The sequence below is a fragment of the Izhakiella capsodis genome (assembly GCF_900115045.1).
In the GTDB taxonomy this organism is placed as follows: Bacteria; Pseudomonadota; Gammaproteobacteria; order Enterobacterales; family Enterobacteriaceae; genus Izhakiella; species Izhakiella capsodis.
This window is the reverse complement of sequence record NZ_FOVC01000012.1, coordinates 45,128-69,640: the sequence shown is the minus strand read 5'-3', so window position 1 is coordinate 69,640 and position 24,513 is coordinate 45,128. Positions and strand designations below refer to the sequence as shown.

At 50.6% G+C, this 24,513-nt stretch carries 24 protein-coding genes, 1 tRNA gene and 3 pseudogenes; 16 read left to right on the top strand and 12 right to left on the bottom strand.

Annotation, left to right across the window (positions count from 1 at the left end):
• The first annotated feature begins 95 nt into the window (after positions 1-95).
• The 13 genes from fliF (at position 96) to fliR (ending at position 10,929) form a co-directional block, all read left to right on the top strand.
• A complete protein-coding gene (fliF, locus tag BM191_RS14455; protein ID WP_092879363.1) occupies positions 96-1,820 on the top strand; it encodes a flagellar basal-body MS-ring/collar protein FliF in 1,725 nt (574 codons plus the stop codon).
• On the top strand, positions 1,817-2,809 hold the full coding sequence (gene fliG / locus BM191_RS14450) for a flagellar motor switch protein FliG (protein ID WP_092879362.1): 993 nt from the start codon (positions 1,817-1,819) through the stop codon (positions 2,807-2,809). The genes fliF and fliG overlap by 4 nt, the downstream gene beginning before the upstream one ends.
• Positions 2,802-3,503: a flagellar assembly protein FliH gene (gene fliH / locus BM191_RS14445; protein WP_092879360.1), complete on the top strand. Its 702-nt coding sequence runs from the start codon at positions 2,802-2,804 to the stop codon at positions 3,501-3,503. The genes fliG and fliH overlap by 8 nt, the downstream gene beginning before the upstream one ends.
• Positions 3,503-4,864 (top strand): flagellar protein export ATPase FliI, encoded by a 1,362-nt coding sequence (gene fliI / locus BM191_RS14440; RefSeq protein WP_092879359.1) that lies wholly within the window; start codon positions 3,503-3,505, stop codon positions 4,862-4,864. Before fliH ends, fliI begins: the two co-directional genes overlap by 1 nt.
• A 25-nt stretch (positions 4,865-4,889) precedes the next feature.
• A complete protein-coding gene (fliJ, locus tag BM191_RS14435) occupies positions 4,890-5,333 on the top strand; it encodes a flagellar export protein FliJ (protein WP_092879358.1) in 444 nt (147 codons plus the stop codon).
• Positions 5,330-6,613, top strand: coding sequence for a flagellar hook-length control protein FliK (locus BM191_RS14430; RefSeq protein WP_092879357.1), 1,284 nt, complete (start codon positions 5,330-5,332; stop codon positions 6,611-6,613). Before fliJ ends, BM191_RS14430 begins: the two co-directional genes overlap by 4 nt.
• Positions 6,614-6,763: 150 nt before the next feature.
• Positions 6,764-7,249 carry a flagellar basal body-associated protein FliL gene (fliL, locus tag BM191_RS14425; protein ID WP_092879356.1) on the top strand — a complete coding sequence of 162 codons (486 nt, stop codon included), beginning with the start codon at positions 6,764-6,766 and terminating at the stop codon, positions 7,247-7,249.
• Positions 7,250-7,256: 7 nt separating this feature from the next.
• The gene (gene fliM, locus BM191_RS14420; RefSeq protein ID WP_092879355.1) at positions 7,257-8,261 is read left to right on the top strand and encodes a flagellar motor switch protein FliM; all 1,005 of its coding nucleotides are present in this window, start codon (positions 7,257-7,259) and stop codon (positions 8,259-8,261) included.
• Positions 8,258-8,656 (top strand): flagellar motor switch protein FliN, encoded by a 399-nt coding sequence (gene fliN, locus BM191_RS14415; protein WP_092879354.1) that lies wholly within the window; start codon positions 8,258-8,260, stop codon positions 8,654-8,656. Before fliM ends, fliN begins: the two co-directional genes overlap by 4 nt.
• A gap of 11 nt (positions 8,657-8,667) precedes the next feature.
• A complete protein-coding gene (gene fliO, locus BM191_RS14410; protein ID WP_092879419.1) occupies positions 8,668-9,066 on the top strand; it encodes a flagellar biosynthetic protein FliO in 399 nt (132 codons plus the stop codon).
• Positions 9,063-9,794: a flagellar type III secretion system pore protein FliP gene (gene fliP / locus BM191_RS14405; protein ID WP_092879353.1), complete on the top strand. Its 732-nt coding sequence runs from the start codon at positions 9,063-9,065 to the stop codon at positions 9,792-9,794. Before fliO ends, fliP begins: the two co-directional genes overlap by 4 nt.
• Before the next feature lie 79 nt (positions 9,795-9,873).
• Positions 9,874-10,143, top strand: a complete 270-nt coding sequence (fliQ, locus tag BM191_RS14400; RefSeq protein ID WP_092879352.1) for a flagellar biosynthesis protein FliQ — start codon at positions 9,874-9,876, stop codon at positions 10,141-10,143.
• Positions 10,144-10,929 carry a flagellar biosynthetic protein FliR gene (gene fliR, locus BM191_RS14395; RefSeq protein WP_092879351.1) on the top strand — a complete coding sequence of 262 codons (786 nt, stop codon included), beginning with the start codon at positions 10,144-10,146 and terminating at the stop codon, positions 10,927-10,929. It begins immediately after the preceding gene.
• A gap of 132 nt (positions 10,930-11,061) precedes the next feature.
• On the opposite strand, the gene dsrB is transcribed toward fliR, so the two are convergent.
• From dsrB to BM191_RS14370, 6 genes are all read right to left on the bottom strand, one after another.
• A complete protein-coding gene (gene dsrB / locus BM191_RS14390) occupies positions 11,062-11,253 on the bottom strand; it encodes a protein DsrB (protein ID WP_092879349.1) in 192 nt (63 codons plus the stop codon).
• A 107-nt stretch (positions 11,254-11,360) separates the two neighbouring features.
• The gene (locus BM191_RS16840; RefSeq protein ID WP_177203350.1) at positions 11,361-11,498 is read right to left on the bottom strand and encodes a hypothetical protein; all 138 of its coding nucleotides are present in this window, start codon (positions 11,496-11,498) and stop codon (positions 11,361-11,363) included.
• A 278-nt stretch (positions 11,499-11,776) separates the two neighbouring features.
• The gene (locus BM191_RS14385) at positions 11,777-12,685 is read right to left on the bottom strand and encodes a DUF808 family protein (protein ID WP_092879348.1); all 909 of its coding nucleotides are present in this window, start codon (positions 12,683-12,685) and stop codon (positions 11,777-11,779) included.
• A 12-nt stretch (positions 12,686-12,697) separates the two neighbouring features.
• The gene (locus tag BM191_RS14380) at positions 12,698-12,970 is read right to left on the bottom strand and encodes a hypothetical protein (protein WP_092879347.1); all 273 of its coding nucleotides are present in this window, start codon (positions 12,968-12,970) and stop codon (positions 12,698-12,700) included.
• A 62-nt stretch (positions 12,971-13,032) separates the two neighbouring features.
• Positions 13,033-13,515 (bottom strand): very short patch repair endonuclease, encoded by a 483-nt coding sequence (locus tag BM191_RS14375; protein WP_092879345.1) that lies wholly within the window; start codon positions 13,513-13,515, stop codon positions 13,033-13,035.
• Between the two features lie 17 nt (positions 13,516-13,532).
• On the bottom strand, positions 13,533-14,897 hold the full coding sequence (locus BM191_RS14370) for a DNA cytosine methyltransferase (protein WP_177203353.1): 1,365 nt from the start codon (positions 14,895-14,897) through the stop codon (positions 13,533-13,535).
• Between the two features lie 183 nt (positions 14,898-15,080).
• Here BM191_RS14370 and BM191_RS14365 point away from each other — a divergent pair, with 183 nt between their 5' ends.
• A complete protein-coding gene (locus BM191_RS14365) occupies positions 15,081-15,734 on the top strand; it encodes an epoxyqueuosine reductase QueH (RefSeq protein WP_092879341.1) in 654 nt (217 codons plus the stop codon).
• 198 nt (positions 15,735-15,932) lie between these two features.
• On the opposite strand, the pseudogene BM191_RS14360 reads toward BM191_RS14365, so the two are convergent.
• Positions 15,933-16,627, bottom strand: a pseudogene (locus tag BM191_RS14360) (phosphohydrolase).
• Positions 16,628-17,108: 481 nt separating this feature from the next.
• On the opposite strand from BM191_RS14360, the gene BM191_RS14355 reads away from it, so the two are divergent.
• A tRNA-Asn gene (locus BM191_RS14355) sits at positions 17,109-17,184 on the top strand.
• Between the two features lie 174 nt (positions 17,185-17,358).
• Positions 17,359-18,543: pseudogene (locus BM191_RS14350) on the top strand (tyrosine-type recombinase/integrase).
• Between the two features lie 367 nt (positions 18,544-18,910).
• Here BM191_RS14350 and BM191_RS14345 read toward each other — a convergent pair.
• From BM191_RS14345 to gmd, 5 genes and pseudogenes are all read right to left on the bottom strand, one after another.
• A pseudogene (locus tag BM191_RS14345) lies at positions 18,911-20,033 on the bottom strand (ISAs1 family transposase).
• A gap of 284 nt (positions 20,034-20,317) precedes the next feature.
• A complete protein-coding gene (locus BM191_RS14340; RefSeq protein ID WP_092879340.1) occupies positions 20,318-21,433 on the bottom strand; it encodes a glycosyltransferase family 4 protein in 1,116 nt (371 codons plus the stop codon).
• Positions 21,434-21,441: 8 nt separating this feature from the next.
• Complete coding sequence (locus BM191_RS14335; RefSeq protein ID WP_092879338.1) at positions 21,442-22,575, bottom strand: glycosyltransferase family 4 protein; 1,134 nt, start codon at positions 22,573-22,575, stop codon at positions 21,442-21,444.
• 8 nt (positions 22,576-22,583) lie between these two features.
• Complete coding sequence (locus BM191_RS14330) at positions 22,584-23,477, bottom strand: GDP-mannose 4,6-dehydratase (protein WP_092879337.1); 894 nt, start codon at positions 23,475-23,477, stop codon at positions 22,584-22,586.
• Positions 23,477-24,511, bottom strand: a complete 1,035-nt coding sequence (gmd, locus tag BM191_RS14325) for a GDP-mannose 4,6-dehydratase (RefSeq protein ID WP_092879418.1) — start codon at positions 24,509-24,511, stop codon at positions 23,477-23,479. The genes BM191_RS14330 and gmd overlap by 1 nt, the downstream gene beginning before the upstream one ends.
• Positions 24,512-24,513 lie beyond the last annotated feature (2 nt).

Here is a 24,513-nt window from a genome sequence, read left to right as displayed (position 1 = left end):
GTTGGGTTACACCACTTTAGCCAACGGTTCAGGGAGTCAGTTTTGTTACGACACTACATCCATCAATTCGGTCCGCTGTCAGACAGGGCGCAATAATGAATGCAACTGCTACACAGGATAAGCCGGAGAAAAAAGGTCTGAATGATCTTCTGGCAAAGCTGCGCGCTAACCCACGTTTCCCAATCGTGGTTGCCAGCGCCGCTGCCGTTGCTGTGGTTATCGCGCTGGTGCTCTGGGCTAACCAACCAGACTTTCGGGTGCTTTATAATAATTTATCGAATGAAGATGGCGGCGCGATTGTTACCCAACTGACGCAGATGAACGTACCTTATCATCTCGATGAAAACACCGGGGCAATTATGGTGCCAGCCGATAAGGTCCCGGAGCTGCGCATGCGTCTGGCGCAACAAGGGCTACCTAAAGGCGGTGGCGTCGGCTTTGAACTGCTGGATAAAGAAAAATTTGGTATCAGTCAGTTTAGTGAGCAGGTCAACTATCAGCGCGCACTGGAAGGCGAGTTGGCCCGTACTATCGAAACCTTTGGCCCGGTAAAAAGCGCGCGGGTCCATCTCGCGATGCCAAAACCCACGCTGTTTGTGCGTGAACAAAAGAGTCCCTCAGCATCAGTGACTCTGACTCTGCAGCCGGGGCGAGCGCTGGATGATGGTCAGATTTCAGCCGTCGTTCATATGGTTTCCAGCAGTGTTGCCGGCCTGCCGCCGGGTAACGTGACGGTGGTGGATCAGACAGGCCGTCTGCTGACTAAATCCGATCCTACCGGGCGCGACCTGAATGACGCACAGCTGAAATATACCGCTGATGTCGAAGCCCGCTATCAGCAACGCATCGAAAATATTCTCTCTCCGCTGGTGGGGAACGGCAACGTTCACGCCCAGGTTACCGCGCAGATTAACTTCGACACCAGCGAGCAAACCAATGAGCAGTACAAGCCGAATAATACGCCGGATAGCCAGGCTATTCGTTCCCGCCAGACCTCAGAGAGTGAGCAAATTGGTGGAGAGTATCCAGGCGGCGTGCCGGGCGCACTGACAAACCAGCCGCCACCGGCAAATACTGCGCCTATTACTACGCCGAACAATAAGGCGACAAACGGCCAGGCCCAGGCGAATCCTAATGGTAACAACGGCGTAGCGAATAACGCGACGACCACCACCAACAACGCTAACAGCCGTACTCCGTCAAATACGCGTCGAGATAACACCGTTAACTATGAACTTGACCGGACGATCCGTCATACAAAGATAAACGTGGGTGACGTCCAGCGCCTGTCGGTGGCCGTCGTAGTGAATTATCACAGTGATGCTGCCGGTAAACCGGTTGCACTGAGCCGTGCTCAACTCAAGCAAATCGAGGATTTAAGCCGTGAGGCTATGGGTTATACCGCTGCACGCGGTGATAGTCTGAACGTGGTGAACTCGCCGTTCAATCAGGTTGATACTACGGGCGGAGACCTGCCGTTCTGGCAGCAGCAATCATTCATTGACCAGCTTATGGGCATTGGGCGCTGGTTACTGGTGGTGATTGCGGCATGGATACTGTATCGCAAACTGATTCGCCCGCAATTGCGCCGCAAAGCAGAGCAGGAGCGCTTAGCCGCTGAAGTTATCGCCATGCGCCAGCACGCGGCCGAAGATGATGCGGTCACCGTGTCACTGTCAAAAGATGAACAGGATCAGGAACGTAAGTCTCAAAACCGTATGAGTGCTGAAATGATGAGCCAACGTATCCGAGAAATGTCTGAGAACGATCCGCGCGTCGTCGCGTTGGTTATCCGCAACTGGATGAAGGACGAACAATGAGTCTCACCGGAACCCAAAAAAGTGCGGTCCTGATCATGACTATCGGTGAAGATCGCGCCGCCGAGGTATTTAAACACCTCAATCAACGTGAAGTGCAGCAGTTGAGTTCAGCCATCTCTAATATGCCACAGGTTTCGCATAAACAGTTGACCGACGTGCTACGCGAATTTGAGGCGAATGCCGAACAGTTTGCCGCGCTGAGCGTTAACTCCGGTGACTATCTGCGCTCGGTGCTGGTTAAAGCGCTGGGTGAAGAACGCGCCTCCAGCCTGCTGGAAGATATTCTTGAGACGCGGGAAACCACCTCCGGAATGGAAACGCTCAACTTCATGGAGCCGCAGTCTGCCGCTGACCTCATTCGCGACGAACATCCACAGATCATTGCCACCATCATGGTACATCTGAAGCGCGCCCAGGCAGCGGATATTCTGGCACTGTTCGATGAGCGTCTGCGCCACGACGTTATGTTACGTATCGCCACCTTTGGTGGTGTGCAGCCGGCAGCGCTGGCAGAACTGACTGAAGTGCTCAACAACCTGCTGGACGGTCAAAACCTTAAGCGGGCAAAGATGGGGGGTATTCGTACTGCCGCCGAAATTATCAATCTGATGAAGAGTCAGCAGGAAGAAGCGGTCATGGACGCGGTCCGCGCTTTCGACGGCGAGCTGGCACAGAAAATTATCGATGAAATGTTCCTGTTCGAAAATTTACTGGAAGTCGACGATCGCAGCATTCAGCGCCTGTTACAGGAAGTGGAGTCAGAATCGCTGCTGATCGCCCTGAAAGGCGCCGATCAGCCGCTACGCGAGAAATTCCTGCGCAATATGTCACAGCGCGCGGCAGACATTCTGCGAGACGATCTGGCCAACCGTGGCCCGGTTCGCATGTCAGCCGTAGAGAGTGAGCAGAAAGCTATTTTGCTTATTGTTCGCCGTCTGGCCGAAAGTGGTGAGATGGCCATTGGTGGCGGCGAGGAGACCTATGTCTGATAACAGCTTACTGCCATGGAAACGCTGGCAGCCGCAGGATTTGTCGTTGCTTGACCGCCCGGTGATTGAGCCGTTGTCACTGCCCGAATCGGCGGAAGAGAGCCAGCTGGCTGAAATTAATCAACGCCAGCGCGACCTGGAGCAGATACAGATGCAGGTGCGCAGCGAAGCGCAGGGTATTGGCTACGCTGAAGGCCAGCAAAAAGGCTATGCCGAAGGCCAACAGGCAGGCTATGACGCCGGTTACCAACAGGGACTGGCCGAAGCACAGCAACAGCAGGCTCCGCTTCAGGCGCGTATGCAGCAGCTGGTTTCAGGATTTCATCACACGCTGGAGGCGCTGGACAGCGTCATCGTTTCACGTCTGATGCAGCTGGCGCTGGAGGCCGCTCGCCAGGTGCTCGGTCAGTCGCCTCATGTAGACGGTAGCGCCCTGCTGCGCCAGATCCAAAACATGATCCAGCAGGAGCCTGTGCTCAGCGGTAAGCCGACACTGCGGGTTCATCCCGATGATTTCCAGCAGGTGGAAAATAGCCTGGGCGCGACCCTGGGCCTGTACGGCTGGCGCCTGCTGGCCGACGCCGCCATTCACCCCGGCGGTTGCAAAGTCAGTGCGGAAGATGGCGACCTTGATGCCAGCATCGCCACCCGCTGGCATGAACTCTGCCGCCTTGCGGCACCGGGAGAGCTGTGATGACGCATCGCCTCTCGAACTGGTTAGAGAGCCTGGACGCATTCGAACAGCGCATTTCGCAGCTGCCGACAGCACGCCGCTACGGGCGCCTGACGCGCGCAACCGGATTAGTGCTGGAAGCCACCGGGTTACAGTTGCCGCTGGGTGCTACCTGCGTCATTGAACGTGATAACGGTAACAACATCCGCGACGTTGAAAGCGAAGTGGTCGGTTTTAACGGCCAGAAACTCTTTTTAATGCCACTGGAAGAGGTTGAAGGCATTCTTCCCGGTGCCAGAGTATACGCTCGTATTAGCAGCGATCATGCATACAGCGGCAAGCAGCTGCCTCTCGGCCCTGAGCTGCTTGGCCGCGTGCTCGATGGAAGCGGCCGCCCCCTTGATGATCTGCCCTCACCCGACACTGGCTACCGCGCAACGCTGATCACGCCACCATTCAACCCACTTCAACGCACCCCTATCACCGACATTCTGGATACCGGCGTACGGGCAATTAATGCACTGTTAACCGTGGGTCGCGGTCAGCGCATGGGCCTGTTTGCGGGTTCAGGCGTGGGTAAAAGCGTTTTACTCGGCATGATGGCACGCTATACCAAAGCCGACGTTATTGTCGTCGGGCTGATCGGCGAGCGTGGCCGTGAAGTTAAAGACTTTATCGAAAACATTCTTGGCAGCGAAGGGCGCGCCCGCTCGGTGGTTATCGCCGCGCCTGCTGACGTTTCCCCCCTACTGCGTATGCAGGGGGCAGCTTATGCCACGCGTGTGGCAGAGGATTTTCGCGATCGTGGACAGCACGTGTTGCTGATAATGGATTCCCTCACCCGATACGCGATGGCGCAACGTGAAATTGCCCTGGCAGTTGGCGAACCTCCGGCAACGAAGGGTTACCCCCCCTCGGTATTTGCCAAGCTGCCAGCACTGGTTGAACGTGCAGGTAACGGCACAAATGGCGGGGGGTCGATTACCGCGTTTTATACCGTTCTGACCGAGGGTGACGACCAGCAGGATCCGATAGCCGACTCTGCACGGGCGATCCTCGACGGTCACGTCGTCTTGTCACGACGGCTGGCGGAGTCGGGTCATTATCCGGCCATTGATATAGAGGCCTCGATCAGCCGCGTCATGACTCATCTGATCGATGAAAAGCACTACGCCCAGGTCCGGCAGTTTAAACAGCTGCTGTCCAGCTATCAGCGCAATCATGATCTGGTCAGCGTCGGTGCCTATGCTGCCGGCAGCGATCCGCAGCTCGACCTGGCTATTAAACTCTATCCGGAGATGGCGCGCTTCCTGCAACAAGATATTTTTGAACGCTGCAGTTTCGATGATGCCGCTCAGCATCTTGCAGCACTGTTTGACTGAGGGTGACACTGACGAGGGATGAAGGATGCTAAGCAACAATACCATAGCCACCCTCTGCGACCTGGCACAGCAGGAGCTGGATAAGGCTGTCACGCAGTTGGGTGACGTCCGTCGTGGGCATCAGCAGGCAGAAGATCAGCTAACTATGCTGCTTAGCTATCAGGATGAGTACCGCCTGCAGCTGAATGACAGCATGGTTAACGGTATGCCCAGCGATCGCTGGTACAACTACCATCAGTTTATCAAGACGCTGGAGAGAGCCATTGAGCAACATCGTGGCCAGTTAATTCAGTGGAATACACGCCTGGAGAGGGCGCTGGCAGGGTGGCGCGATAAGCAACAGCGCGTACATGCCTATCAGACGTTACAAGCGCGCGCTGTAGCCAATGAACGGTTACAGGAGAACCGTCTAGACCAGAAACGGATGGATGAATTTGCCCAACGGGCATCATTGAGGAAAAGCGAATGATTACACTGCCAGTGATAACCACTCACAGTGGTCGCACTACCAATAGCACGGCGGTCGGCAGCGATCCCGCGACCGCAGATCAAGCGCTGCTGACACCCGATGGTGCGCCGCAAGGTCATCATTCCGCCCCGGCATTTTTGCAGATACTCGGTGACCGTCTGGTTTCCCTGGTTAAGCATCATAACGCGGTCAGTAAAACCACGGCGGTCAACATGGATGTCGCACAGACCGCTGCCGATGCTAAAGAGGCAATAAGCGCCGATCTTAACAAGCTCCTGATGACGCCAGATACCTCCGAAGCGCTAACCACATTGCTGCAAAAAAGAGGCAACATCGACGAAGATAAAACCACCGGGCAGAAGGCAGATACATCACCATCCACGCTGAATAATCACGAGATGCAGGCACTGCAAACGCTGCTTGCTATGCTGCCGCAGCACGCACCGCTGCCTGCTGCGCCTGATAAAATCGAAGTCAACGAGTTAACCGACGGCACCGGCTCAGGCGTAAAAAGCAGCAAAACGGCAACGCTCATCCCACTGCTTTCCCCTGCTAATCGTCATGAAAGCGAGACGGGCGCAGTAAAAACCGCGAATAACGCAAATGCCGGCTTGTCAGCCGCTGCCGATAAACCCACGCCAGCCACCGTGCCGAGTGGCGAGGTGAAAAGCGCAACGTTTGAACAGGTTTTCAGCAACATGAAAACGTCCGATAAAGAAAGCTCAAATTCTCTACAGAATGCGACGATAAGTCATCCAGTGATGAGTACTGCCAGTGCGGTGCAAACGCCCACTCAGAGCGCCCAGGTTACCGCGCCACCTGCCGCCCAGCTCAGTGCTCAGCTCGGCAGCCAGGAATGGCAACATCATTTGGGGCAGCAAGTGTTGATGTTCAGTCGCAACGGCCAGCACAGTGCGGAACTCCATTTACACCCGGAGGATCTAGGTAGCATCCAGATCAGTCTGCAACTGCATAACGACCAGGCTAATCTGAACATGGTATCAAGTCACAGTCAGGTTCGTGCCGCGCTTGAGGTCGCCATTCCTCATCTGCGACATGCCCTGGCAGAAAGCGGAATTAGCCTGGGGCAAAGTAACGTTAGCAGCGATGCATTTCAGCAGGGCCAGGCGTTTACCGGTCAGCAGGAGCAGCGCAACAATAGTCGCGGAAATACATTCAGTCTGGCTAAGGATAGCGACAGCGATACGGCAGTGATCGCGGTACCGGACTCGATACAACGCCGCGTGGGCGGTGTCGGTGCTGTTGATATTTTCGCCTGATAATGACAAACGCATAAGGTAACCGTAAAACCCGCGTCTTTTCTGCCTATTGTCTGGCGCAGGACGCGGCATAATTTGCACTGATGCGAAGCCATAAGGCTGCGGAGTGATTCACCGCCCTTGAAATAATCACAGGAAGTTATAGTAAATATGACTGATAAAGCGAAAGCCAAAGGCGGCAAACGAAAAAAACTGATGCCGGTGCTAGTGATATTAATACTGGCCGTCTTGGTCAGTGGAGGTTATACCGTCTGGCAATTAATGCACGGCAGCACGAATAAAGCGGCAAATGTTAACAAGGGTGAGCCAGCGCCGGCACCGGTATTTTTTGCCCTGGATACGTTCACCGTTAATCTGGTCAATCCTGATAACGACCCCGATCGCGTGCTTTACGTGGGTTTTACTCTGCGCCTGCCCAACGAAGAAACGCGTCAGCGTTTAAACGACTATTTACCGGAAGTGCGTAGTCGGCTACTGCTGTTGTTATCACGCCAGAATGCCGCATCGCTGGCCAATGAACAGGGTAAGCAGGCGCTGGTTAAACAAATCAAAGAGGTACTGGCACCGCCGCTGGTGCCTGGACAACCTTCTCAGGTCGTGACCGACGTGCTGTTCACAGCCTTCATTTTGCGGTGATGATGATATGGGCGATAGCACTCTTACACAGGCTGAAATTGACGCACTGCTCAACGGCGACACGGACAGGGTGGCGGAAGAACAGCCTCCTGGCTCACGTGACAATAGCATCCGCCCCTACGATCCCAATACCCAGCGGCGTGTGGTACGTGAACGCCTGCAAACGCTGGAGCTGATCAATGAACGCTTTGCGCGATCTTATCGTATGGCCCTGTTTAATCTGTTGCGCCGCAGCCCGGATATTACCGTGGGTGCCATTAAGATCCAGCCGTACCATGAGTTCGCTCGCAATTTACCGGTACCAACCAACCTTAACCTGATCCATCTCAAACCGTTGCGCGGCACTGCGCTGATGGTGTTCTCTCCTGGCCTGGTTTTTGTCGCGGTTGATAATCTCTTTGGCGGTGACGGGCGCTTCCCGACGAAGGTGGAAGGACGTGAATTTACCCATACCGAGCAGCGGGTGATTAGTCGCATGCTGAAACTGGCGTTAGAAGGCTATCGCGACGCGTGGGAGCCTATCTATCCGCTGGATATCGAATACGTCCGTTCAGAGATGCAGGTGAAGTTTACCAACATCACCACCTCGCCGAACGATATCGTGGTTAATACGACCTTTCAGGTTGAGATCGGCAATCTGATGGGAGAGTTCAATATCTGTATTCCCTTTTCGATGATTGAGCCGCTGCGCGAAACGCTGGTTAATCCGCCGCTGGTAAACTCACGTCAGGAGGATGATTACTGGCGTGACACATTGGTAAATCAGGTCCAGCATTCTGAGCTGGAATTGATCGCCAATTTTGCCGAGATTTCAATGCGCTTATCGCGCGTTCTTGAACTCAAACCCGGGGATATTATTCCTATCGACAAACCCGATCGCATTATCGCGCATGTGGATGGCGTCCCGGTATTGACCAGCCATTATGGCACCTTAACCGGTCAGTACGCCCTGCGTGTCGAGCATCTGATTAACCCGATTTTACATTCGCTAAACGAGGAACAGCCCAAATGAGTGACAGCAAAAAGCCGTCCGATGACATTGCTTCGGACGACCTGTGGGCTGACGCACTGAACGAACAGTCGGCAGGCGCATCGTCTGATGGCATCTTCAACACGCTGGAAAGCAGTGAGCGCGCCGGAACGTTACAGGATATCGATCTGATTATGGATATCCCGGTAAAAATGACCGTCGAGTTAGGGCGAACCAAAATGACCATCAAAGAGCTATTAAGATTGACTCAGGGGTCAGTGGTCGCTCTGGATGGCCTCGCCGGTGAACCGCTGGATATCCTGATTAACGGTTATTTGATCGCTCAGGGGGAGGTGGTGGTGGTCAATGACAAATACGGCGTACGTATTACCGATATCATTACGCCATCCGATCGCATGCGCCGCCTGAGCCGCTGATGTCATCAATGATGTCGACTACGAACGGCCAGAGCGGTCAGCCGCTGATGCAAAATCACTCAATCTCCACCGGCTCAGTGCTGACGCAGGTCGGCGGGTCGCTGGCGGCCATTTTACTGTTGATCCTCGCCTGTGGCTGGCTGGCAAAACGTTCAGGGCTGGTCAGACGAAAAACCGGCGACCAGACGCTGAATATCAGCGCCAGCTGCCAGCTGGGACAGCGTGAGCGCGTAATGATTGTAGACGTTGAAGACGCCAGGTTGGTGCTGGGCGTAACGCCCACGCAAATCGTCCATCTTCATACGCTGCCGCCAAAAGTGCCAGATGAGAACGCCGAACCGACAGCGCCACAGACCGATTTCCGTCAGGCTCTGCAAACGCTGTTAAAACGGCCGGGTAAACCACAATGAAGCGTTATCTTCCGCTGATAAGCCTGCTGCTGATCCCTCCCCAGGTACATGCTCAGCTACCTGCCCTGTTAAGCCATCCTACGGCTAACGGTGGACAAAGCTGGTCGCTGCCCGTACAAACGCTGGTGTTTATCACCTCATTGACCTTTTTACCCGCCATTTTACTGATGATGACCAGCTTTACACGCATCATTATCGTATTTGGTTTACTCCGTAACGCGCTGGGCACGCCATCTGCTCCCCCCAATCAGGTGCTGCTGGGTCTGGCGCTATTTCTGACCTTTTTTATTATGTCGCCAACCCTGGATAAAATTTATCAGGATGCCTACCTGCCATTCAGCCAGGACAAAATATCAATGGACGTCGCACTGCAAAAAGGGGCTGAGCCGCTGCGTACCTTCATGCTGCGACAGACTCGTGAAGCCGACTTAGCACTGTTTGCCCGCCTGGCAAATACGCCCCCAATCCCCGGACCAGAGGCTGTGCCAATGCGAATTTTGCTGCCAGCTTACGTTACCAGTGAATTGAAAACGGCTTTTCAGATTGGTTTCACCGTATTTATTCCTTTTTTAATTATCGACCTGGTGGTTGCCAGCGTGCTGATGGCGCTTGGGATGATGATGGTGCCACCTGCAACAGTATCGCTGCCATTTAAGCTGATGCTCTTTGTACTGGTGGATGGCTGGCAGTTGCTGGTGGGATCGCTGGCGCAATCGTTTTATTCATGAGGACCCTTTATTGCCATAACCGATCCCGCCCAGGATGTGACGCGATCGCTCAAATCACCCCATTTTGCAGGAGATTGCCATGACGCCTGAAGCAGTGATGGTCATTGGTCACGACGCCATGATGCTGGCGCTCTCTGTCGCCGCGCCGCTGCTGCTGGCGGCACTGTTTAGCGGGCTGGTTATCAGTATCCTGCAAGCAGCGACACAGATTAACGAGCAGACGCTCTCTTTCATTCCCAAGATCCTCGCGGTGATCTGCACAATCGTCATCGCCGGCCCCTGGATGCTGAACCTGTTGCTGGATTATATGCGTACGCTATTCAGCAACCTGCCTTATATGATTGGTTAAATGATTAGTTTCGACAGCAGTCAGCTGATGGTCTGGCTCAGCCAGTTTTTCTGGCCGCTGGCTCGGGTGCTGGCGCTGTTTGTGACTGCGCCAGTGCTGAGCGAGAAATCGATTAGTAAGCGGGTAAAAATTGGCCTCGGCGTGATGGTCACCTGGATTCTGGTGCCTAATTTGCCGCCAACCAACGTCACCATCTTTTCAGTGACGGGTTTCTGGCTACTCATCCAGCAAATTCTGATTGGCGTTGCTATCGGCTTCACCATGCAGTTTGCCTTTGCCGCAATACGAATGGCCGGTGAGATTATCGGGCTGCAAATGGGCCTCTCCTTCGCAACCTTTTTCGATCCGGGCAGCCGCCTGAACATGCCGGTTCTGTCCCGTCTGCTCGATATACTGGCCATATTGCTCTTTTTGTCTTTCAATGGCCATCTGTGGTTGATTTCAATGCTGTCAGATACGTTTTATACCCTGCCGATTGGCGGCGACGCTTTTAACGGTAACGCCTGGCTGGCACTGACCCGCTCAGCATCACTGATTTTCCTGAATGGCATGAAACTGGCGCTGCCGCTGATTACCTTGTTGCTGGTACTAAACCTGGCACTGGGGTTGTTGAATCGGGTTTCCCCTCAGCTGTCCGTTTTCGCCATCGGCTTCCCCGTTACCTTAACCCTGGGCCTGGTGTTTATCAGCATGATGATGCCGCTCCTGGCTCCGTTCTGTGAACATTTGTTCAGTGAGATCTTTGACCTGCTTTCTTCAATACTCAGTGAGTTTTCGCACGGATAGCGCGAAAGGTTAAAAATCGCCATCAAGCTTTTGTTTGCCTGGCAACAGGCGGATGAGTAATAAAATTGCCGCATTCTTCAGCCTGATCGCCGCAATCTTTTTTTCCAACGCGGCGGCGTAGCGTGCAGAACATTATTCACTGCATCGTTCAACAAAGATGCCGTCCGGGTGAGCCGTTTCGTTAAAAAACCAAATTCCCATCGGGTAATCTTCCAGCGCGACCAAAAGCATCGTGCCCTCACTGAAAGGCTCCACTGCCAGAATGGTACCGTGGCGACGCGGGCCGCCGTCGGTTTTCACCGTTACCCGATCATTTACTTTCATCCGGTTTTCTCCGTTATGCGCTTATTAATACCGAGTAAAATACGCCAATGACAAAAAAAACGGACAATTCAATTGTCCGTATTAACGATGAACGTTGAGGCCAGAAGTCAGATTTTACAGCCTTCGCAATCCGCTTCGTCACTCAAATCATCCGGGACTTCACTGGCTTTCTGTTCGGCGCGCGACTGCGCTCTTTCCAGCTCAGCCTCATCCAGGTCAAATTCAAAAATATCGTCGTCTTTCATGATGGCTCCCATGGCTTCACTTACTTTCGCCTTTATACTGATTTCCGCCCTGACCTGCCAGGCAGATTTCGCGTAGCAGCACGATCAATACCCTCTCATACCCGGCGCCGCGTCATCTGGTTTTAAAAATCAAAAAACAAAAAAAAAGCTGCCACAACGTTTCAGGTCATTGAGATAATCAGATATCACCGTCAGATACCCCAGTGACAAAGGTTATTGTTCGACATTACAGCCTCTCTGGTAGTTATCCGTCTCATCATCCTATTTATCGCCTGCGATCACCCGTTGCCGCGCAGACGGCCGATCAGATTCACCACCAGCACCACGGCCATTCCCAACAGCAGACCAAGCACCAGGCTACTGCCGTTGGTAATGAGTGCAGCGGCCAGTTTACCCATCCCCTGGCTCCACCTTCCGATAAGATGATGAATAACCGGTATGCCGTGAATAATAATGCCACCGCCCACCAGAAACATCGCCAGCGTGCCAACGGCCGACAGCAGCTTCATTAACAACGGCGCAAAAGCCAGCAGCATGCCACCCACGCCCTGCATCAGCGCACTGGTGCGCTGATTAAGCCACAGTCCTAAATCGTCAAGCTTAACGATGGCTGCCACGATGCCATACACGCCGACGGTCACCGCTAGCGCAATCAGCGACAGCACAACAACCTGATTGAGCAGCGGTGCGTCTGAAACCACGCCCAGTGTTATGGCAACGATCTCAGCTGAAAGGATAAAATCGGTGCGCACCGCCCCTTTTATCTTGCGTTTTTCATAAGCCTTAGCGTCCTGTGTGGCCTCCTTTGCCAGTCGCTGCTGGCGCTGGTGCGCCGTTTCAGCCTGGCTGGCATGTAACAAGCTGTGCAGCACTTTTTCTGCCCCCTCATAACAGAGATAAGCACCGCCGAGCATCAGCAGCGGCGTGATCCCCCAGGGTGCGAAGGCACTGATCAGCAGCGCCAGCGGCACCAGAATAACCTTATTCCAAAATGACCCTTTAAATACGCCCCAGACTACGGGTAGCTCACGGTTGGCTTTAACGCCGGTAACCTGCTGGGCATTCAGTGACAGATCGTCACCCAATACTCCGGCAGTTTTTTTTGCAGCGACTTTGCCCATCAGTGAAATATCATCAAGTAAAGTAGCAATGTCATCGAGTAATGTCAGTAAGCTGCTTGCGGCCACAAATTATCCTTTTTAGTTGTCATTCTGATGGCAACAGGGGCAAAACCCGACGCCAACGGCGGTTATATCGGCAATACCGTCACATTCCCACTCCACCCTTACCGGCAGATCCGCGCCGGCCTCATGATGAATGTATTTACTGACCGGGCTTTCCGTCATGCCGCCAATCTCTTCTGTTGCAATCAGTTGATCCCCAACGTAAATACGGACCGTCGCCGTGGTTTTAATCATGCGATCCTGATGCAGTTTATAGAGACGTTTAACCGTGAGTTTTACGCTGCTCATCGCCCTACCCAGAGTTATTGTATTAAGCACGCATGCTGTAAGGACTGCGCTATACTACCTGGCTAATCCTGGGCCTTATTGCTAAGATGAATACCGCCAGGATCGATCTCGCTATTACGCCCTGCGGCGCATAACCACTCTTCAAGACGCATCAGTAACGCCCGATCGCTTAGCTTTTGCCGTCCGCGCAATGCGCATTCCCAGACGACCAACACCCGCCAGCCAAGTTTGCTTAACGCCAGATGATCACGCCGATCGCGCATGACATTGGCATCAATTTTTTTCAGCCAGAATTCGCGACGTGTCGCGGGCACTCTGAACAGCGGGCATGGATGTTTATGCCAGAAACAGCCGTTGGTAAAGATAACGGCTTCGAACTGCGACAGTACAAAGTCAGGACGGCCCGGAAGAGAAGCATCCTGCACGCTAAAATCAATACCCAGCTCGCCAAGCAAGACGGCAATGCGCCGCTCTATCGCCGTATCGCGGGTGCCAATGGCGCGCATATTTTTACTGCGTATCTCAGCCGAATGCACATCCGCCATCACTGTCTCCCGTTCGTTTATTCAATTTTACGGCGCTGGCTGACTGCCTGTTCGATCCAGGGCAGCAACATCTCTGCTACTGCGCTAAATACCGGCACCACGACTGAATTACCAAATTGGCGATAGGCCTGGGTATCTGAAACCGGGATGCGAAAAACCTCGCCGCCCGGCTGCTCAAACCCCATCAGGCGGGCACATTCACGTGGTGTCAGCCGACGAGGACGCCGCTGCAGGTTTGCCGCATGATTAAAATCCTGCTCGCCCAATGCTTTATCCCAGCCCCGATCAATTAATATTTCCGACCCGTCTTTGTAATAACGTGCCGACAGCGTACGTACTACAACGGTTTCAGTCTGCGGGTCCACCAGGCCATATCCGAAGCCATTGCCCTTTGCCTGATGCTTACGAGCATAATTATAGAGGTACTTCCACAAGGTCGGCGTCAAAATGTATTTTTCATCCGGCGCGCTATCGAGCAGCTCGCAAAGCAGGGGGCGGCGTTCAGGATAGCTGGCGTTAATATTTTTCAGACTAAACGGCGGCAGTTGCAGGTCCCGCCGCATGCCGACCAGTACGATACGCTCGCGGTGCTGCGGCAAAAAGTGTTTAGCATCAATAATTTTTGGATCGGCACTGCCCAGCGATTGTGCATCAGCTACGTCATAGCCGAGCTCGTCGAGGGTTGACATAATGATACGGAATGTCTTGCCCTTATCGTGACTTTTGAGATTTTTTACGTTCTCCAGCACAAAAATTGCCGGTTTTTTTGCAGCGATAATGCGCGCAACGTCGAAAAATAATGTTCCTTGCGCCTCGCATTCAAAACCATGCGCGCGCCCCAGGGCATTCTTCTTTGAAACGCCAGCCAGAGAAAATGGCTGACAAGGAAAACCGGCCAGCAACACGTCATGATCCGGGATCTGACGATCTATGTGCGCATAGGCCTGTTGCTCATCAATCTCAGTATTACCGGAGAGGGTGATGTCGCGGATATCCTGATTAAACTGATGCTGTTTTTCATCACAATACCAGTTGGCCTTATAGGTACGTATCGCGTGTTTATTCCATTCACTGGTAAACACGCATTGCCCGCCGATCGACTCGAAACCACAACGAATCCCCCCGATACCGGCGAACAGATCGATAAAACGAAAACGATAGTCAGGATGGCAGGCCGGAGGCGAAGGCAACATGGCACTCAGCCGCGCGACTTCAGCCTCAGTCAGTAAACGGGAGGGTTTGCCCTTCAGCCAGCGATTGAGTGTTTCACGCGTCCAATCTTCATGAGCCAGCAGACTGAGCTGACTGGCAATGGTTTTCTGATCGTAAATTTCCAGTACGCGGGAGAGTAGCGCCAGATCCTCAGCGCGTTTGTGAAGCATCTGCTCACGCCCCTGACCGGCACGCGCGGTGTTCTGCGGATCGAATTGATTCATCATTTATCCTGACGGTAAAAACGAGCGACAGTTTATCACCAGACTGACCCGGTTCCAGATCCCTGATACTTGTTGTCGGCAAAAAGTGCATTACAATACTGGCTTAATCCCACTCTCAGGTGTCTGATTATGACAACCCATCGCGAAATACTGACGCTGCCCGCAGGCGCCGACAAGCTACTGCTCCATACCTGCTGCGCCCCTTGTTCTGGCGAAGTAATGGAGGCGTTGCTGGCGTCAGGCATTGATTACACCCTCTATTTCTATAACCCCAACATTCATCCGCAAAAAGAGTACCTGCTGCGCAAAGAAGAAAATATTCGCTTTGCCTCGCAGCATGGGGTGCCCTTTGTTGACGCCGATTATGACACTGATAACTGGTTTGAACGCGCGCGTGGCATGGAGCACGAGCCAGAGCGTGGCGTGCGCTGTACCATGTGCTTTGATATGCGTTTCGAACGTACCGCACTCTACGCTTATGAACACGGTTTTTCAGTTATCAGCAGTTCACTCGGCATTTCGCGCTGGAAAAATATGCAACAGATCAATGATTGCGGTGCCCGTGCCGTTGCGCCCTATGCGGACATGATCTACTGGGATTATAACTGGCGCAAAAAGGGTGGCTCGGCGCGAATGATTGAGATCAGCAGGCGCGAACGCTTTTATCAACAGGAATACTGTGGTTGCGTCTATTCACTACGCGATACTAACCTGCACCGTAAAGCCAAGGGACGAGCACTGATTTCCCTTGGCGTGCAGTACTATGGTGATGAGGAAAACTGATTTGTTGATGATGATTGGATGCCGGGTGAGCCCCGGCGGTTAACAGAACCCATGGGGAACGCTATCCGTCGTCTGATAATGTGCCTCTGAGTGTTATTTTTATTTTTAATCTCCACCTTCGACAATCAATGCAGCCATACAAATTAGCAGAGCAGCGTCGAAGGCTCTGACACGCTATCCGCAGACAACCGGTTAATATCACTCATCCAGCGCGAAACGTTGCATCACTGCCTTGTCGATACCACAATAATTGCCGTGCAATTCGGCACTGAGTTACGCCATCCAGATTACCAGGAAACGGGCGCTGCAGGTGGCCATACGCCGTCCCTCCTCGGTCTGCATCGTCCCCGGTAAACCTAACAGCTTGGTCTGGAAATGGTCCAGCGCCCATTCAAAATCGTTGAGAGTCCGCTCAGTGGCAAAGGGATCCTCTGAATCGAACAGCACACTGCCGAGCAAGCCAGACACGTAAAAAGTACGCGCCAGATCATTGGCGCCAAGCGACTCAAGCCGATCAGCATCCTGCACGATTTTAGCTTCAAGAGTTTCAGACCGGATGTCGGCGCTAAAGCTGTGCGCCAGCACGCAGTGACCGACCGATTCAATTTTGTCTGATGGGAAATCCGGAAAATGCGCAGGCAGTTCACATCGCGTCCGTTCGGCTGCGTAACACGACGCAAGGTAACGTTGTGGGTAATTTTTTCGCCAAATTCACCCGATCGTGAAAATAGCAGCCTGCCAGTACCACTGGTTCATGGCAGGTATATTTGCATAATCCGCCTCACCGTTTGCCAGACGCGGCGAAGATGATCAATATCGTGCGCGTAATCCTCTTTCTGCCCGCAGACTTTAAACCACGTTTCAAAACGTTGCTGCCAGCCAATCCAAGACATGGGCGTCCTCCCGTTAAGCAGAGAAAGAAATATTAACGCGTGACAGTACGATCTCAGAGATCTCGCGCCCAACGTTAAAACGATTCACGCCTGGCTGGCTCATCCGGTTATGTATCGGGCATTTCCCAGTGTACTTCGTACATGAATCATCGCTGAACGCGTGCTAAATCGTAATAAATATCTCGTTTTCATTCTTCTGTCTTTCATCAATTCATGGCTATCGCATTACTTAACAGTCTGAAACGGTAGCAGTTATCACAATCAATTGAATTATAAGATTTTAAATGAGTTATAGCCGTAAGCGCTGGAAGGTTAATCATCAGGTATCAGGGATAACGTTAAAAAACAGGAAAGCCGTAGGAGGGGATCGAGCACTAAAAAAATATAGCGTCTGGTTATTTCCCAGTCGATTGAATAAAAAGGTATTTTTTGCTGTTGACAGCCTCCTCGACTGCCATTAGTATCTCCCGCAGTAAACGATTCCTCTGTAGTTCAGTCGGTAGAACGGCGGACTGTTAATCCGTATGTCACTGGTTCGAGTCCAGTCAGAGGAGCCAAACTCAGGTCAATGGAGTTCCATCAAACTCCATTACCGCTCAGCAAGCCCTTGATATTCACGCATTTACCCTCATATATATTCTACCTAACTCAATTCGATTCTACCCAAATCAAGTCATTGATGGGGGCCACTTATGGGGCTCTTCCAGTTCAATGATTTTTGAGGCCCCCATATGTCTCTGAACGCCAGACAGGTCGAGACCTGCAAACCCAAAGAGAAGGAATACAAACTCTCTGACGAGCGCGGTCTGTATCTTCTCGTTAAACCTAATGGTTCGCGCTACTGGCGGATGAAATACCGTTTCGGTGGCAAAGAGAAAATGCTCGCTCTGGGTGTCTACCCCGATGTTTCTCTGGCTGATGCTCGTAGTCGGCGGGATGAAGCCAGGAAGGTGTTAGCTGAAGGCTCTGACCCGGCTGAAAAGAAAAGACTGAACAAGCTGACACGTAAAATCTCCAGCGAAAATACTTTCCATGCCCTTGCTCTTGAATGTCATCAGCATAAAACCCGTACCTGGGCAAAGGCCACGTCGGAGTGGGTGATGGAAGGGCTAGTAAAAGATATTTTCCCCACCATTGGTAAACGCCCTATCACTGACATTCTCCCCCTCGAAATGCTTGATGTATTTCGGTGTATCGAAAAACGTGGAGCATTGGTGAAATTGGGTAAACTACGTCGATATTGCAGTCAGGTATTTATCTAGGCCATTGCCACTGGTCGGGCAACATCTAACCCCGTAGCTAACCTAGCCAGTATCCTCTCAACACCCAAACCGGAACACTTCCCCCATCTTGCGCAATCTGATCTCCCTGATTTCATTTGTAAACTACAAGAATACGGCAGTCCGGTTACCCGATCAGCAACATTACTTCTGTTGTTAACCGGGGTTCGCACCATTGAATTAAGAGGCGCTGAATGGCCGGAGTTTGATTTTGATAATGCGCTCTGGACTATTCCAAAAGAGCGTATGAAAAAACGTCGTCAACATCTTGTGCCGTTATCTCAACAGGTTATTGCCATTTTACGTGAGCTTCAGATCCTAACCGGACAGTTTTCTTTAGTCTTTCCTGGAAGGAATGACGTTAATAAACCGATTAGTGAGGCGACTATTAATAAGGTCCTGAAAATTCTTGGTTATAAAGGCAAGGCAACGGGCCACGGCTTTCGGCACACAATGAGTACTATTTTGCATGAGCAGGGTTTTAATACTGCGTGGATAGAGATGCAATTGGCCCATGTGGATAAATATAGTATTCGCGGTACATACAACCACGCTCAGTATCTGGAGAATCGCAGCGAAATGATGCAATGGTACGCTGACCACATTGATAGCTTGTTAAGTTACAGTGGACAATAAAGTGACATAATTCCTGGACGCCCAGCCCTCAAGGCCGGGCGTCTTTCCTCCAGTATCAAATACCCCAAATTATTCACTTCTGAAAGTGAATACCCGCCCGCACACGTTTAACAAAGCTCTATTTTATTATTTTTGAAAAAGGCATGTACGATATGCCGCCAACCGCCTATGACGCTAAAGGAGCGTGAAAGTGTTTGTATCATCTGAAGACAAACTGGCAATGGCAAGTTACCCACATCGCTCTGACTGGATATCCAGGGAAAGATCACGAAGTTATTATCTAAAAAATATAGTTAAAGAGTATTTAAAGTCAAGCATGCAATTAAAGTCAGAACAAAATTCGAGTGCATATTAACCCAGAGAAAGATTACGAAACCCCGCAGCCCGCAAGGACTGACGCCAAGTACTTCCTGTCCATCGCTGCTCTGCGCATCTTTCTACTCAGTCCTGCCTTAAAATCTTTATTCTGCGATAAGATATTTACTGCTATATGTCTTATCCCTGAAAATAATTCCGTAGCATCTCCTCTTCTTATTCGATAATTATCTTCATTCATCGCTACATCTAAACGCCAGTGCAATTTATTCTCCACACCCCAATGTTTTCGTATCGCTGAAGCAAATTTCTCTGCTGATATATTTGATGAACTAATATAATAACGGACAGACATTTTAGGTTCTTTCTTATTTCCTGTTATTTCTGAGCGGAAGTTAACAACCATTCCTATCTTTTTTAAATCTTTCCTGGCAAAGGTGAAATAAATCAGTTCATCCGGGATATCGCTGACAATATGCAATCGGGTTTCCTGTCTTCCATGACTTTTTTCTTCCGTCACAAAACTTTCAAACTCTGGATCATTTATACATTTAACCGGAAAAGTCTCTTTCAGTGCTCGATATAATTTACCTTGATTTCCTTTTACCACCAGCAAATAATCACCTTCCTGCTGGCAGATCTTTTCATCGAAATTTTTTTGGCATACCATCGCATCTGTTATGATAATTTTACCTTTTAAATCAAGCATGTTTAACAACTCAGGCATCGCTGTTATTTCATTGCTTTTCTCTGCCGTTTTTAACTGTCCCAGAACAACACCGCTCATCGTCGAAAATACGCTGACGACATGTATCGCTCCGCGTCGTCTACTTTTATCATAAGATCTACGCAGCGTTTTTCCATCGTTCGCAGTAACGTCTTCATCGACTGTATGACATTCTTTCATCCAGTTAATAAAATATTCATGGAATTTATTCGGACTTATATTACTCACGACTCTGGCTATCGTGTCATGTACGGGAGTACCATTTTCAAAATCACCATAGAGTTTTAAAAAAATGACCAGAACCCTCAATATCTTCCCATCCCTCTGCACCTGATGTGGCCGCACAAATAGTGATAAGAAGAAGATCTGATAATTTATATTCTATTTTCCAAGACTGTCAACAATCAGGGATAATAGTAATATGTTTCATTAAATCTTCAAGATTCATTACGCCAATTCCATTTATTTTTAAATTAAGAAGACTTGAACATATTTAATTAAATAAGATACCCTTATAAACCACTATTTTAATAATACACTTTCCGTAATCTTTCTCTGGACATTGATGAACTCCTGTCTGAGGATGCCCCTGCTAGCAACTATAGCCAACAGGTTTTGTGATGTGGTCACATGTTAACTCAGGATTGAACCGCGTGGGTAGTGATCGGTGCGATAGGTCACACTTTTGCACTTCCTCAGACATCAGTAAGCCGCAATATGATGGTTTTACAATCACTTATTTATCAGTTGTTGATAAAGTTCAATATAGCTTTCCGCCATTCGTTCCGAAGTGAACAACGCCAGGAATCGTTTAGTGGCATTCTCGCCATATCGCTGTGCCAACTCAGGATCTTGCCACAGCGTCGTCATCGCCGCACACAGTGCTTGCGGATCGGACGGCGGCACCACAACGCCAGTTTCCCGGTCAATGTTGATGTAGGTCGTTCCTGTACCAATTTCACTCGATATCAGTGGCTTACCATACATTGCACCTTCGAGCAGGGTAATACCAAAAGCTTCAGAACGCAGATGTGACGGGAATACCACGCTATAGCAAAGCTCGAGCAACGCCGCTTTATCTGCGTCCTCAAGTGCACCCAGGAAATAAATATTTTTCAACCCCAGATCCTGCGCTTGCTGCTTGAGTTCTGCTTCAATAGGGCCAGCGCCAATAATGACCAACGGAAAATCGGTGTGCTGGATGGCCTCCAGCAAAATATGCAGCCCTTTGTAATAACGAAATGCCCCGACAAACAGGAAGAACCGATCGCCGACTTGCTGACGCCAGCGTTCAAGGTGAGCTTCATCAGCAACCGGATAAGACTTTTTATCCAGCCCATAAGGAATGACTTTCACTTTAGGCAGGTATTTTTGCAGTATCGGACTAGTTTTCACATAGTTTGGCGAAGCCGCGACAATGCAATCGACCGAGCTCAAAAACTTGTTCATTAACGGCGAGTATATTTTCAACGCGAGCTTTTGCTTAACAATATCAGAATGATAGCTTACTACCGTTGGTTTTTTTACACCGGAAATAAAGTGTACTAAATCCATAAATGGATAAGGAAAATGATAATGAATAATGTCCGCCTGAGCTGCAAGGGCTTTAAATTTGCTTATTGCACTGACTGAGAACGGCGTGGATGCCACCTCAAAGTTGGTTGCTGCGTAATAGGCTGGATGTATTCCCACATGAGCATTGTCAATGTCACCGCGGGTGCTCAATGATAAGGTCGTCGACTCAATCTGATGGCATATACCGGCTTCACTTAATTGAAAAATGACCTGTTCTATGCCACCAAAAGAATCTGGATAATATGTTTTATAAAAATGCAGAACTTTCAACATGAAAAATATCAAACCTGCTGATAGGCGAGAATGGTTTCTTGCGTACAACGTTGCCAAGAAAACTGTTTTGCCCGTATTAAACCCTTTATCTTGGCCTCTTCGCGCCAGATCTCGTCTTCTATGCTTTTTTGAATCAGCTCAGTGAGCGTTTCAACATCCTTCGCCGCACACATCAAGGCACTATCGCCGACCACTTCGGGTAGTGAGGCGCTGTCCGAGCATACAACCGGCACCTCGGACGCCATAGCTTCCAGCACCGGTAGCCCGAACCCTTCATACAGCGACGGGAACAGGAAACTGCGAGCACCGGCAAACAGGAAAGGCAAATCGGCTGATTTAGTATACCCAAGATAACGTAGCCACCCTGCCTTCTCGCCACTTTCAAAACGTTGATGCAATTCTTCGCTTCTCCAACCCTTAAACCCGCTGATAACCAGCGGGACATCAAGACGCAAAGCCAAAGGTAAACGTTCGTAGGCATCCAGAAGCGTTTCTATATTTTTGCGCGGTTCGATAGAACCAGTGAATAAACAGTACTGGTTCGTTTTTAGTCCGAGAGGGGCTAAAACACGTGAGATCTCTCCAGGTTTACGGGGATAAAACTCCCCACTACTGGCCAACTGAGCAGCATAAACACGGCTTAACGGAAGGCCGAAGTATTCGGCTAACTCGTGACGTGTAAATTCAGAGTCCGTGATTAAAATCTTTGCTCGCTTAATCGTCAACAACAATTCTTTTTGCATGAAACGAACGCGTTCTGGCGGATGGCACTGCGGTAAAGTGAATACCGAATTATCGTGGAAAGTCACCACGCAGCGCTCAACATTGGGCGGCAAATAAAAATTTGGACCATGATAGATCGCATCAGAGTGTTTTCTTAACGTATACGTTTTTAACCAGGGAGCGGTCAAGCGATAGAGTTCTGAAGCCCCGCGACTTTTCTGTATCTGGCGACGCAGTCCCTGAGTTGATGAAACCGTTTCTTTTGCAGTAGGGATCTGCTGACTTAGATGGCGCCCTTTAAGAAATAAAAGCTCATATATCTCTGAGCTTTCTTTCAAGCAGTTGGCTAACTCATAGGTATATCGGCCAATACCGGTTAAAGGATATCTGATCGGGTCGGTGCCCAGTATAACTTTCATTCTCAGTCTCAGTTTTCCAACATCCAGCGTAGTGTCTCCTCCAGAGGGGGTGTATCCCATTCACCGATAATAGTTCGCAATTTAGATGCATCCCCACACAGGCTTTTTACTTCATTCGGGCGAACGAAAGCAGGATTCACTCGTATCTCTAAGGAGTGTCCGGAAATTTTTTCACACAGCGCAACAGCTTCACGTAAGGAATATGTTCTACCGGAGCAAACGTTAATAGTTTCCCCAACAGGGCGGGCCTGGAGCAATGCAACATAGGCTTTAATTAAAGCGCGAACATCGGTGAAATCACGCCAAACGTCGATATTTCCCAATTCGATGATTGCAGCCTTCTCTTTGTAGTGCTTCACAATCTTCGGCAATAAGAAATTCTCAGTTTGGCCAACGCCAGTATAATTAAAGGGTCTGGTGATAAATATCGGTAATTTATCCACCCATAATTTGGCCATGTACTCCATAGCCAACTTACTGACTGCATAATCATTGGCCGGATTTGCTGGTGTGCATTCGTCCAGTTTACCTTCAACGCTGTTACCATAAATGTTGGCGCTACTGGACATCAAAACAGCATCCAGCGGTCTACCGCAGTCATAAAGCGCCTGCAGTAAATTACGCGTTCCTATAACGTTGACGTCATAAAATGCACTTGCATCACCGTGTCCAACAAAGGCGATAGCAGCCAGATGAACCACAACATCAGGTTTAACCTGTGCAATCGCCTCCGCCAGCTCCTCTGCATTCAGCAGGTTAACCTGCAGATGATCCTCTTGAGTTGAGGGCAATGACCCCAATCCAAACACTCGATATCCGGCAGCGGATAATTCCGCTGCCACATAGCGCCCGGTAAACCCATTAATGCCCGTGATTAAGGCACGTTTGCCGGCGCCAGACATCAGAATGAGAACCCGTTCTGATTACGACGAATGTCTTGTTCAACCATCATCTGGCATAACTGTTCCAGCGTGGTTTTTGGCTCCCAACCTAAAATTTCTTTAGCGCGTTCAGGGTTACCGATCAACAGTTCAACCTCGGAAGGGCGATAGAATTTAGGATTAACGCGAACCAATGTTTTACCTGTGGCAACATCGATACCCACTTCTTGCTCATCCTTACCTTCAAAGCGCAGAGTAAAGCCCGCAGCCTTAAAGGCCATGGAGACGAAGTCACGTACGGTTTCTGTACGGTTGGTAGCCAGCACGAAAGTGTCAGGTTGCTCTGCCTGGAGCATCCGCCACATCCCTTCCACATATTCCTTGGCAAAGCCCCAGTCACGTTTCGCGTCCATGTTACCCAGTTCAAGCACATCCAGTTGGCCCAATTTGATTTTGGCAACCGAGTCTGTAATTTTACGGGTAACAAACTCACGGCCACGCAAAGGTGACTCGTGGTTGAACAAAATACCGCTGGAAGCGAAAATACCGTAGCTTTCACGATAGTTAATTGTCATCCAGTGAGCATACAACTTAGCTACGCCGTAAGGGCTACGTGGGTAAAATGGAGTATCTTCTTTTTGCGGTACCGCTTGCACCAAGCCAAACATTTCAGAGGTTGAAGCCTGATAGAAACGAATCTTTGGATTAACAATACGGATCGCTTCCAGCAGGTTTACCGGCCCAAGGCCAGTGATCTCAGCAGTGGTAATCGGCTGCTCGAAAGAAACACCAACAAAACTCTGCGCTGCCAGATTATACACTTCAGTCGCGCCGGTTTGCTGCAGCAGACGAATGCTGGCGGAAAGATCGGTCAAATCGTATTCAACCAAATTCAGATTTGGGTGCTTGTCAATGCCCAACTCTTCGATACGCCAGAAATTGACAGAACTGGTACGACGATAGGTTCCATGAACCTCATAGCCTTTTTCTAACAAAAGCTCTGCAAGATAAGCACCGTCCTGGCCAGTGATGCCAGTAATGACTGCAATTTTCATAA